Source organism: Oceanospirillum maris DSM 6286 (assembly GCF_000422865.1).
Lineage (GTDB): Bacteria > Pseudomonadota > Gammaproteobacteria > Pseudomonadales > Halomonadaceae > Oceanospirillum > Oceanospirillum maris.
In genome coordinates this window covers 65,745-76,437 of record NZ_AUGW01000017.1, presented here as the reverse complement: position 1 = coordinate 76,437, position 10,693 = coordinate 65,745, and the positions used below count along the sequence as shown (strand labels likewise).

Genomic DNA, 10,693 nt, shown 5'->3' with positions numbered 1-10,693 from the left:
ATCGGTCAGACGGGTCTGGTACTTTTTAACCGTCTGCGGTTCGAACGAGCCATTACGGTCACGGGGTGTGTCCAGCTCAAACGAGCCAGAGGCTGTTTTAACTGTTTTACGGGAGGTACCGTTTTTACGGTTGGGCTGGTCATCCTGAGCCATATGCTCATCGAGTTCTGCGCCCAAGGCCGCTTCGGTAATCTGTTTAATCAGTGGTGTCAGAAGGCCATCTTTACCATTAAGTCCCTGACCGGACTGAAGAGCCTTAGCGAAGGCCTGAATGTCGATTTCGTATTTATCGGACATAATGTGTCACTCCCTGTAGAGGGTTAACTATAGGGGTGACACAGACTTTTGAACACTACCGGTGCTATTGACTTTGAAACCGTTGAGACCCGCATCGTCTTTGATGAAAATCGTAAGATCGAACGCATTGTGCCGGTGGTTCGTAACGAAGCCCATAAGCTGATTGAAGAATGTATGCTCTGTGCTAACGTGGCCTCTGCTCGGCTGCTGGAAAAATATAAAGTACCCGGTCTATTCCGTGTACACAAAGGCCCTAAAGAACAGCGCCTTGAAAAGCTTAAATCTTTCCTTGGTGAGCTTGGTTTTGAATTAGGGGGTGGCTTAAAGCCTACGCCTGAAGATTATCAAGATCTAATGCAGGCTATTTCAGAGCGACCTGATGCCGGTACAATTCAGACCATGCTGTTGCAGTCGTTGTCTCAGGCGGTTTATAGCCCAGAGAACGAAGGCCACTTTGGTTTAAATTACAAAGCTTATACGCACTTTACGTCGCCGATTCGTCGCTACCCTGATTTACTGCTGCACCGTGCGATTCGGGCATTAATTCGTAGTGATATTACCAGTAGTCATTTGCAGCGTTGCGAAACGACACCGGCTCAGCCCCGCAGTCAGTGGCTACCCTATAGTCAAGAGCAGATGATTGAGCTGGGTGAACATTGCTCGATGACGGAACGTCGTGCGGATGATGCCACCTATGATGTGTTGGCCTGGTTGAAATGTGAATATACCGCCAGTCGCGTTGGTGAAAGTTTTACTGGTAAAGTGACTGGTGTTACAGGCTTTGGCCTGTTCGTGCGCCTTGATGAGATCTACGTTGAGGGACTTGTCCATATCACAGGCCTGCCGTCAGATTATTATCAATTTGATCCGCTGAAACAGCGCTTGCGCGGTGATCGTAGCGGTCGAGTTTACGGCATCAATGATGAGTTAACCGTTATTGTGGCACGGGTTGATTTGGATGATCGTAAGATTGACTTTGAACTGGATCAAAGCAAGCCAGATGACTCCGTTGGACGTAAACGTCAGCCGCGCAAACGTGTGAATAAAACGTCAGAAGCAGATTCAGCTCAAGAAAATAAGGCTATTGGCGGAAGCCAAGCTGATGCTGGCGGCGCTAAAAAAAACGATAAGCCAAAAAAAAACAGTAGAAAACGGAAGTTAAAACCTGCTGAAAAAGGTCGTTCAGGGATGAACGATAGTGTGAAGAAGAAAGCGCCTAAGAAAAAGAAAGTTAAGAAGATAAAAGAGTAATGAGTAAGGCTTACTTTTAGCACCGAATGCCCATAGACAATACATAGTTATCAGGTACTTTTGTGAAACAGCACAGAAATGACCGCGCCCAAAGTGGAGCGGGTAAAAAACAGCAAGGGCGTAAACCTGCATCTCGCAAACCCGCGATAGAAGCCATTTTTGGTATTCATGCCGTGACCAGTTTGCTTGAACGTCAGCCAGAGCAGGTGATTAGCTTGCATCTATTACAAGGCCGAGATGACGAGAAGCTCAACCATATCTTGCAGCTTGCAGGTCAAGTGGGTACACGTCAGCAGTTCCATGATCGTGATGCGCTTGATGATATGGTTGGCGGCTTGGTGCATCAAGGCGTTGTTGCCGTCTGTAAGCCTCTAAAAACATACTCCGAGCAATGGCTGTTTGAAACCATTGCGCAGCGGGCCGATCAGCAAAAAGCACCGCTCTTGCTTGTGCTTGATGGTGTTACTGATCCTCATAATCTAGGCGCGGTTTTACGGACGGCTGATGCGGCGGGCGCCGATGCGGTTATCTTGCCCAAAGACCGATCGGCCACCCTAAATGCCACTGTGCGTAAAGTTGCCTGTGGCGCAGCGGAAGTGATGCCTGTTGTCAGTGTGACCAATTTGGCTCGCACACTTGGCGAACTTAAGCAGCATGGTATTTGGGTGATAGGCACCGCAGGAGAAGCGGACCAAGGATTGTACGCTACCGATATGGCCGGCCCTATCGCTTTGGTCATGGGGGCAGAAGGAAAAGGTATGCGCCGCCTAACCCGAGAACATTGCGATCTGCTGGTTAACCTGCCGATGGCGGGTGATGTGAGTAGCTTAAATGTATCGGTCGCTACAGGTGTTTGCCTTTATGAAGCGGTTCGACAGCGCGCTTTGCTCTAGTTCTTTTCGCTTTGCTTTGGATTTTTTTCTAGAGGGGTAAGTTTCCCCTCTAGGCTATTTATCTTAGGCCGTCTTAATTAGATGAATTTTTTTCACATTTGCGAGTAATCTCTTGCGTACTGATCCTAGGATCTGTAAGCTCTCGCGGTTGTTTAAAACAACGTTTCTTTCCACTCCTTGCTTTTCTAGAGAACAATCCTCAAGAGAAGCTGTAAAACCGTAAGGAGCTATAATGCGTCATTACGAAGTTGTGTTCATGGTTCATCCGGACCAGAGCGAACAGGTTCCAGCGATGATCGAACGTTACACCAGCCTAGTACAGGAAAGTGGTGGTACTGTTCATCGTATGGAAGATTGGGGTCGTCGTCATCTGGCATACCCAATTAACAAGATTCACAAAGCTCACTATGTTCTTATGAACATTGAGTCTACTAGCGCAGTAGTTGACGAGCTGACTGAGATTTTCCGTTACAACGATGCAATCATCCGTAACTTGGTGGTTCGCACTAAGAACGCTGTGACTGAAGCATCTCCGGTTAAAGCTGAAGCCTCTCGCGAAGATCGTCGTGACGAGCGTAAGCCTGAGCGTGCTCCAGAAGCTGTTGAAGTTGAATCTGAAGATGTAGCAGAAGACGCTACTGATTCTGAAGATTAATCACTTAGAGACTTTTGGGGAGTATTCTCATGGCACGTTTTTTCCGTCGTCGCAAGTTCTGCCGTTTCACCGCTGAAGGTGTCGATCAGATCGATTATAAAGACATCGAAATTCTGAAAAGCTACATCACTGAAACTGGCAAGATCGTTCCAAGCCGTATTACTGGTACTAAAGCACGCTATCAGCGTCAGCTGGCAACCGCTATTAAGCGCGCCCGCTACCTAGCTTTGCTGCCGTACACTGACGGCCACCAGTAGGCATTAAATCGATATAAGGCAGGTGCATGCGTTTTATCGCAGAATATGCACTAAAATCGCGAACTAACGCGATTATTGCAACAGCATTAAGCGCAGCAGTTCCATTTTTATTTTGGATTGCTGCTGCTGTTGTCGGTGTAGTCACCCTTCGTAAGGGTGGTCGAGATGGCAGTCAGGTGATGCTTTGGAGCTCCCTTCCTGCGGTCTTTTGGTTCGCCCAAGGTGATCTTACCCCGCTGTTTGTGATTATTGGTGCCTATATAATGGCGCTAGTGCTAAGAGAAAGTGTTAGCTGGTCATATACACTATTGGTAGGGGCTACTATTGGCGCCGTTACTGCAAGTACTGTTCAGTGGTTACCACCGGATCTCATGCTAGAACTGGCTCAGGCGAGTCGCGAGATGATCTTAGGTGATGCAGCCCTAGCAGAGCGCTCTGGCATCGAGTTGGATCAGTTTTTGATCAGTCTCTTTTCTGGTGTAATCTCAGCAGTACATGCATTGATGATGATTGGGTGCGTTATGCTCGCCCGCTTCTGGCAGGCTAGTCTGTTTAATCCAGGCGGCTTTCAGAAAGAGTTTCATCAGCTACGGCTACCGATTTGGGCAGGACTGGTACTGGGAACAATTGTTGTTTTTGGGGTTGGCATTACTCCTGAAGCGATTAAATGGATCCCATCACTGACACTACCGCTGGTGTTCGCCTGTATCGCTTTAGTACATGCGGTTGTAACGATCAAACAATTGAGTAAGTCGTGGCTGACAGTGTTTTATGCAATACTGTTTTTTGCCGGACACTCACTGTACGTATTGATGATTTTTGTGGCTCTCCTTGATAGTAGTTTGAACTTTCGCCAACGATTGGCAAAACCTTCAAACCACGATGAGCCATAAAATAGAAAGAGGTTAACGAGATGGAAGTTATTCTACTCGAAAAAGTAGGCAAACTGGGTGGCTTAGGCGACAAAGTAACCGTTAAATCTGGTTATGGCCGCAACTTCCTATTGCCATACGGCAAAGCTGTTGTTGCGACAGAAGCAAATATTGCTGAATTCGAAACTCGCCGTACTGAGCTTGAAGCTCAGGCTGCTGAAATCAAAGCCGCTGCAGAAGCTCGCGCTGCTGCACTGGAAGAGATTGAGCTGTCAATCGGCACTAAAGCTGGTGACGAAGGCAAGCTATTTGGCTCTATCGGTACACGTGATTTGGCTGATGCTATCAGCTCTGCGGGTATCGACGTTGCTAAAAGTGAAGTTCGTCTACCAGACGGCCCGATTCGCACCGTTGGTGAATTCGACGTTGTAATCCAGCTGCACAGTGATGTTTCTACTTCGGTTCGCGTTATCGTGACTGCTGAAGAATAAGATCGACTGATCTGTGAAAAGGCACTTAGGGTTTAACCCTGAGTGCTTTTTTTTTATCGTTTTTTTTGATGCTTAAACCTTTCTTACGTTATTATTTTAGGCCTCTCCCTAATATTTCCCGTTATGATTTATTCCTTAGAGCAGTTCTTTTTTAGAGCCGCTTTTGAGATACACTTACCCGTTCATCTCATCCCGCACAGGAGCGTCTTTGGTTTATGGCCGAACGAACCCATATCGATAAACAAACAGAAGCCCTTAAAATACCCCCGTACTCTCTTGAGGCTGAACGCTCCGTTTTGGGTGGTCTGCTGCTGGATAACGAGGCTTGGGATTCAGTGGCGGAAAGGATTACCGCTCACGACTTTTATCGACGCGACCATAAAATGATCTTTAATGCGATGATGGAGCTGGCAGAGCGTGCTCAGCCCTTTGACGTCGTTACTTTGTCGGAGATTCTGGATGATCGAAAAGAACTTGATCAAATAGGCGGTCTTGCCTATTTAGCAGAGGTGGCCCGTAACACGCCATCCGCAAGTAATATTGCAGCCTATGCACGGATTGTTCAGGAACGATCAACACTTCGTCAGATGATTCATGCGGCGAATAAAATTGCCGAAAGTGCCTATGACACGGAAGGCCGCACTTCTGATGAACTGCTTAATGAAGCGGAACAGTTGGTCTTCGCTATTGCGGAGAATAGACCTAAAATAGGTGGCCCAGAAGGTGTCGTTTCTATTTTGCAAAAAACCGTTGATCGTATTGATGAGCTTTATCGTCTAGATTCTTCTATGACAGGTATTGCCACGGGTTTTTCTGATCTTGACGGTATGACCTCAGGCTTGCAGCCTTCTGATTTGGTGATTGTTGCAGGCCGCCCTTCCATGGGGAAAACAACTTTTGCCATGAATATTGTCGAGAACGTGGCATTAACTCAAGACAAGCCTGTGGTGGTCTTCAGCATGGAGATGCCTAGTGATTCCCTTATGCTGCGGATGCTCTCCTCTCTGGGGCGTATTGATCAAACTAAAGTGCGTACCGGCAAGCTGGATGATGATGATTGGCCGCGTTTAATGTCCGCTGTTAATCTGCTGGAAAAGAAAAAGCTCTTTATTGATGATACGGCAGGCCTAAGTCCTAGTGAAATGCGCTCTCGTATTCGACGTCTGCATCGGGAAAATGGCGACATTGGCTTAGTGATGATCGATTACCTTCAGTTAATGCGGGTACCGGGTTTATCCGATAACCGTACTGCGGAGATCTCTGAAATTTCACGCTCTCTAAAAGGTATCGCCAAAGAGTTTAACTGCCCTGTGATTGCGCTTTCCCAGCTGAACCGGAGTTTGGAACAACGCCCTAATAAACGACCTGTGATGTCGGATCTACGTGAGTCCGGTGCAATCGAGCAGGATGCGGATGTGATCGCCTTTATCTACCGAGATGAGGTCTACAACAAAGACGACGAAGCCAATAAAGGCATTGCTGAAGTCATTATTGGCAAGCAGCGTAACGGTCCCATTGGCAGTATTAAGCTGGCTTTTCGTGGCCAATTCACACGCTTTGAAGATTTAGCGCCAGAGCATTACGCCCAGTACGCAGCAGCAATGGGTGGCGATGAATAGTTTTTCGTTATGTACGCTACTTCTGTGTATAACTGGAGCTGCTAGGTTGGCACGTGCTAGCGTATGAGTATTGTTTTCAACAGAGCATACAACGCTGACGGCGGGCATCATAATGTGCTGTCAGACGCTCTAAGGCCTCTACTTCATCAAAAACACCGAGTAGCTCAGATCGGTAATCTGCCGTATAAAAAAGCATTAGCAAGGGACGCTCTAAGTGCCCGTTTGATTCCTCGTCTAACTTAATCACATAACCGCTAAAAGCTGTCCCAAAAACACCGGTAAAAAAAGGAAGATCAACGGGCAGCTTGTCATCTTTTAGCTGTTGAGCAGTCTCCTCATCAAGGGCAAGTCGAGGTGAGGTTTGGGGTTGATCAATAAAACGTTTTCTATAAAGCGCTAAGGATTCCGTGTTGTAAAAAACACCCAGCATGAAACTGCTATGTGGGTACTCCGATAACCAAAATAAATGATACCGAGAGGCATTGTTGGTTCTAGGCTCGCCCTGGCTTTTATAGATTCTGAGCTGCCCCTTCTGCTCTAGTGTTGCTATAGAGCAAAGCTCGGTTGAAAGTAAGGATATCTTTTGGGTGAATTTATCTTGGGAGTGCATGAGTAAACCTTGTGTATCTACGGTTAAATCTGGCGACGGCGCTCAGCCAGTAAGCCTACCAGTAAGAACAGTATGGCCACTGCAGGTGCTAAATAAAGGCTAGGGATTTTCTGAATCAGGTTTTCTATGACAGGTGTGGCATAAACGGTTAGCGCACCGTAACCGAAGGCGCAAAGCATGACAAAACCGATTAGTCGAATCAGATAGGGATAAGGGCGTAACTGCTTTTTAACAGCGCGATTAATCTCATCGCCATAAACGACTAATATAGTGGCAATAAGTGCTAATGCAATATTGCCGCTATGAGGGCGAATCCAGTCGGCTAGCGCCGTAAGAACGTTGTGAAATAGCTCCATAGGTTTTTTTCCTTGTTGAGACTTACTGAGAATAGAATCGTTAGTTTACTTAGAGATTCTCTTATCACCAGTTAAAAAAGTAATTACGCTTATCCCTTTGTAACTTGTGTCTTGAGAAATAACCCCTATAATCCTTCGCCTTCGTTCTGGCGATCAGGGTTTTTGATAAACGTTTTTAGCTCAAACTATTTGGTTTAAAACAATTAGCTCAAACTATTTAACTTCAAACAAAGAGGATCATTCATGGCTGGTAACTTCCGTCCAGGAGCACGTCGACCACGCGCACCAAAACTTCAAGGCAAGGGGAAACTGGACTCTGTTGTTACGGAAGGACCGTTTCAAGAATGGCTTGGTATGCCTGAGCTGTATCGACATGCCTTAATTGTGGATGGTGTGACTTATTCTTATCAGACAGAAGATCCTGAGTTGTCTGTTCGTGAAGGCGACGTTGTCGTTTTTCGCTATAAAGAAAATAAGCAAGGTAACTGGATTGACCGCAATTCGTTGGGTGTTTGGATCGATCCAGCAACTTATAATCAGTAAATTTTTTATAACAAATTTTTATAAAGGATAGGCTACAAGCATAAGCGGGTTGATCCTAACCCGCTTGATTCATTTTACCGAAATATCTTATGAAATAACGCCTTTTACCTGCCTCCAAGAACTGGGGGTATACGTGCCAAGAATACGTATATCCTGAGCAAAAAAAGCCAACTCTTCTAATGCGTTAACCATGCCTTGCTCTGACTGATGAGCCTCCACATCCATATAAAAGGATGTCGCTTGGAAACTTCCCGTATCCATATAGCTTTCCAGTTTCACCATATTAATGCCGTTGGTGGCAAAGCCGCCCATACCCTTGTAAAGCGCTGCGGGTAGGTTACGTACTCGAAACATTAAAGAGGTGAGGTATTTTTGGCCTTGACGGTACTCGGGTAATTCAGCCTCTCTAGACAGAATAATAAACCGAGTGGTATTGCCATCATAATCCTGAAAATTTTCCTTTAGAATATCCATGCCATAGAGCTCAGCGGCCATTGATGATGCGATAGCTGCGCGGGTCGTATCTTGCAGCTGCATGATCTCATGAGCTGCCCCCGCTGTATCTGATTTTACATCCGTTTTCAGCCCCAGCTTCATAATATTGTTATCACACTGTGCTAATGCTTGTGGATGTGAGCATACGGTTTCAATCGATTCAAGCTGACTGCCTTTTAATCCAATCAGGCAATGATTAATGCTTTCGAAATGTTCACCGATAATAGATAGGCGTGTTTTAGGTAGCTGGCGATAAATCTCTTCTACCCGACCTGCAGTCGAGTTCTCTATAGGTATCATCGCTAGACCTGCCTGTCCTTTTTCTACCTTTTGCATCGCTTCGGTAAACGTTGCACAGGGGACTGGAGAGAGGTTTGGACGAGCATTTCGACAGGCTAGATGAGAGTAAGCACCAAGATGTCCTTGAAAGGCGATAATTTGTTCCGATTTTGTCGATGAAGTCATGATCTCAGACACTTATTTTTTCCTGTTAAAGGGTAGGTTGTTTTGTGTACAAATAGGGTTAGGCATGGCATTTTAAATGCAACATGTTTTCTTGTACCTATATTGATTGGTCAATAAGAAGACTTTCAATAAGGAATTGTTCAATAAGAGTTTTATGATCAATATGGCTGAGTAGATATTGACTGAAAAACCTTAAAGTAATGTCGTTTAAAAAATGAACTAGAATTAAAAAACAGCACTGAACCATGCGGAGATAATAATGAATCAGTCTACCTCGGGAGCATCAATTCAGGCCAAAATAACAGTGGCTTTATTGTTGGTGTTCGTGCTTATTTTTGTCGTATCTATGGTTTTTAGTGTACGCAATGAACGGGCAATGGTCGAAGAGGTTATTCTGCAACACACACAGGACACTGCAGATTCATATTTTGATGCCGTGAATATCATGATGATTACCGGCACGTTAGACAATCGAGGGATTTTGCGCAAAAAAGTAATGAGTCAACCGGACGTGGTTGATGCTCGTATTATTCGTGGCGAAGAGGTTAATAAGATTTTTGGCCCAGGGCTGCCGGAAGAGCAAGTTTCTGATGAGCTGGATCGTCGTGCTTTAGATGGCGAAATCATCAAACAAATTGATGATGGCAGCAACGGTCGAGTTTTAACGGTTCTTAACCCTATTCGAGCCAGTAAGGATTATAGAGGCACTAACTGCTTGATGTGCCACGTTGTGCCAGAAGGCACAGTGCTAGGCGCGGTTAGGGTAAGTTACTCTCTAGGAACCCTTGATAGCCATATCAGTGCTAATTTATGGCGCTTAGGAGCTATTCAGGTTGGTCTTTTCTTTGTGGGCTTTATTGTTATTCTTTATCTGTTACGCCGACTGATTGTGGCACCGTTGAACAAGGTGCGTGCGGTAATGCAGAAGGTGGAGCATAACGCGGATCTTTCTCTAGAAGTTCGAGATGTGAGTGGTCACGATGAAATTGGTGCACTGGCTATAGCCTTTAATACTATGCTGCGTCGATTTAGAGACAGTATGCAACAGGTTACAGGCATGACCCATCAGCTAAAAGATGCGGCAGAAAGTATCTCTAAAATGTCGGAAAGTACAGTCAATGCGGTTCATCGGCAGCAAACTGGCACAGAAACCGTCGTTAGTGCAATGCATCAGGTCGAGAGCAACGCCTATGAAGTGAAATCTTATGCTGAAAGTGCTTCGGAAGCATCTTCTAGTGCCAACGAGCAAGCTAAGTTAGGCACGGAACTTACCGGGAGTGCGATTAAAGCAATTGGCCAGCTAACGGGAGAAATTGAGCAAGCATCTAGCGTTATTAGTAAGGTGGGTAATTACAGTAATGATGTGGGTACCGTGCTTGATGTGATTACCTCTATCGCTGAGCAAACCAACTTACTGGCGCTAAACGCAGCCATTGAAGCGGCCCGTGCTGGTGAGGCTGGTCGAGGTTTTGCCGTTGTTGCTGATGAGGTGCGCTCTCTGGCGACAAGGACGCATAAGTCGACTCTAGAGGTGCATAATACCATTGAACAGCTTCAGCATGAGGTAAGCGAGGCGGTTGACGTTATGCAAAATGCCCAAGAAAGCAGCCGAATGAGTGTTAGTGAGGTTGAGAAGGTCGCTACGTCATTGAATGAAATTGCGGCGGCGGTAGCGGGTATCAACACACTTAATGCTCAGATGACGCTATCGGCCCAGCAACAAGAAAGCGCCTCCGCAGAAGTAAACCGTAGCGTGCAGGATATTAGTTCAATCGCTGAACGTACTTCCATTGACGTTCTCGAGAGTGTTGCTGTTAGTGATAGCTTGCTTAAATTGGCCGTTGATCTTGAAAAAATGGTAGGTCAATTTAGATTACGCTAGTGCTGGG

General features: G+C 46.0%; 13 protein-coding genes. 9 read left to right on the top strand and 4 right to left on the bottom strand.

The window, feature by feature from the left end; all coding sequences use genetic code 11:
* Nucleotides 1-297: transposase (locus G517_RS0108270; RefSeq protein WP_028303464.1), on the bottom strand; the 297-nt coding region annotated here is incomplete at its 3' end.
* Between the two features lie 48 nt (nucleotides 298-345).
* Between G517_RS0108270 and G517_RS18355 the strand changes: the two genes are divergently transcribed.
* The 7 genes from G517_RS18355 (at nucleotide 346) to dnaB (ending at nucleotide 6,335) form a co-directional block, all read left to right on the top strand.
* Nucleotides 346-1,548, top strand: a complete 1,203-nt coding sequence (locus G517_RS18355; protein ID WP_051206231.1) for an RNB domain-containing ribonuclease — start codon at nucleotides 346-348, stop codon at nucleotides 1,546-1,548.
* A gap of 146 nt (nucleotides 1,549-1,694) precedes the next feature.
* Nucleotides 1,695-2,441, top strand: coding sequence for a 23S rRNA (guanosine(2251)-2'-O)-methyltransferase RlmB (rlmB, locus tag G517_RS0108260; RefSeq protein ID WP_028304017.1), 747 nt, complete (start codon nucleotides 1,695-1,697; stop codon nucleotides 2,439-2,441).
* A gap of 232 nt (nucleotides 2,442-2,673) precedes the next feature.
* The gene (gene rpsF, locus G517_RS0108255) at nucleotides 2,674-3,096 is read left to right on the top strand and encodes a 30S ribosomal protein S6 (RefSeq protein WP_028304016.1); all 423 of its coding nucleotides are present in this window, start codon (nucleotides 2,674-2,676) and stop codon (nucleotides 3,094-3,096) included.
* 29 nt (nucleotides 3,097-3,125) lie between these two features.
* Entirely contained in the window at nucleotides 3,126-3,353 is a 228-nt protein-coding gene (gene rpsR, locus G517_RS0108250) for a 30S ribosomal protein S18 (protein ID WP_028304015.1), read from the top strand.
* A gap of 26 nt (nucleotides 3,354-3,379) precedes the next feature.
* Nucleotides 3,380-4,246, top strand: coding sequence for a hypothetical protein (locus G517_RS0108245; protein ID WP_028304014.1), 867 nt, complete (start codon nucleotides 3,380-3,382; stop codon nucleotides 4,244-4,246).
* Nucleotides 4,247-4,266: 20 nt separating this feature from the next.
* Nucleotides 4,267-4,716 (top strand): 50S ribosomal protein L9, encoded by a 450-nt coding sequence (gene rplI, locus G517_RS0108240; protein ID WP_028304013.1) that lies wholly within the window; start codon nucleotides 4,267-4,269, stop codon nucleotides 4,714-4,716.
* 215 nt (nucleotides 4,717-4,931) lie between these two features.
* Nucleotides 4,932-6,335 (top strand): replicative DNA helicase, encoded by a 1,404-nt coding sequence (gene dnaB, locus G517_RS0108235; protein WP_028304012.1) that lies wholly within the window; start codon nucleotides 4,932-4,934, stop codon nucleotides 6,333-6,335.
* Between the two features lie 76 nt (nucleotides 6,336-6,411).
* Here dnaB and G517_RS0108230 read toward each other — a convergent pair whose 3' ends face one another.
* Nucleotides 6,412-6,945 carry a hypothetical protein gene (locus G517_RS0108230; protein WP_028304011.1) on the bottom strand — a complete coding sequence of 178 codons (534 nt, stop codon included), beginning with the start codon at nucleotides 6,943-6,945 and terminating at the stop codon, nucleotides 6,412-6,414.
* Nucleotides 6,946-6,968: 23 nt separating this feature from the next.
* Nucleotides 6,969-7,301, bottom strand: coding sequence for a DUF3392 domain-containing protein (locus G517_RS0108225; RefSeq protein WP_028304010.1), 333 nt, complete (start codon nucleotides 7,299-7,301; stop codon nucleotides 6,969-6,971).
* Nucleotides 7,302-7,544: 243 nt separating this feature from the next.
* Between G517_RS0108225 and G517_RS0108220 the strand changes: the two genes are divergently transcribed.
* Nucleotides 7,545-7,844 carry a hypothetical protein gene (locus G517_RS0108220; RefSeq protein ID WP_028304009.1) on the top strand — a complete coding sequence of 100 codons (300 nt, stop codon included), beginning with the start codon at nucleotides 7,545-7,547 and terminating at the stop codon, nucleotides 7,842-7,844.
* Nucleotides 7,845-7,931: 87 nt separating this feature from the next.
* On the opposite strand, the gene G517_RS18350 is transcribed toward G517_RS0108220, so the two are convergent.
* Nucleotides 7,932-8,816 (bottom strand): prephenate dehydratase, encoded by an 885-nt coding sequence (locus G517_RS18350; RefSeq protein WP_342662493.1) that lies wholly within the window; start codon nucleotides 8,814-8,816, stop codon nucleotides 7,932-7,934.
* Nucleotides 8,817-9,063: 247 nt separating this feature from the next.
* Between G517_RS18350 and G517_RS0108210 the strand changes: the two genes are divergently transcribed.
* Nucleotides 9,064-10,686: a methyl-accepting chemotaxis protein gene (locus G517_RS0108210; RefSeq protein ID WP_028304008.1), complete on the top strand. Its 1,623-nt coding sequence runs from the start codon at nucleotides 9,064-9,066 to the stop codon at nucleotides 10,684-10,686.
* The last annotated feature ends 7 nt before the right edge of the window (nucleotides 10,687-10,693 follow it).

Excerpts from the sequence above, each read along its gene's own strand:
- G517_RS0108220 (WP_028304009.1), top strand. The coding sequence starts at position 7,545 with ATGGCTGGTAACTTCCGTCCAGGAGCACGTCGACCACGCGCACCAAAA.
- G517_RS0108210 (WP_028304008.1), top strand. The coding sequence starts at position 9,064 with ATGAATCAGTCTACCTCGGGAGCATCAATTCAGGCCAAAATAACAGTG.
- rpsF (WP_028304016.1), top strand. The coding sequence starts at position 2,674 with ATGCGTCATTACGAAGTTGTGTTCATGGTTCATCCGGACCAGAGCGAA.
- G517_RS0108245 (WP_028304014.1), top strand. The coding sequence starts at position 3,380 with ATGCGTTTTATCGCAGAATATGCACTAAAATCGCGAACTAACGCGATT.
- dnaB (WP_028304012.1), top strand. The coding sequence starts at position 4,932 with ATGGCCGAACGAACCCATATCGATAAACAAACAGAAGCCCTTAAAATA.
- G517_RS0108230 (WP_028304011.1), bottom strand. The coding sequence starts at position 6,945 with ATGCACTCCCAAGATAAATTCACCCAAAAGATATCCTTACTTTCAACC.
- G517_RS0108225 (WP_028304010.1), bottom strand. The coding sequence starts at position 7,301 with ATGGAGCTATTTCACAACGTTCTTACGGCGCTAGCCGACTGGATTCGC.
- rpsR (WP_028304015.1), top strand. The coding sequence starts at position 3,126 with ATGGCACGTTTTTTCCGTCGTCGCAAGTTCTGCCGTTTCACCGCTGAA.
- rplI (WP_028304013.1), top strand. The coding sequence starts at position 4,267 with ATGGAAGTTATTCTACTCGAAAAAGTAGGCAAACTGGGTGGCTTAGGC.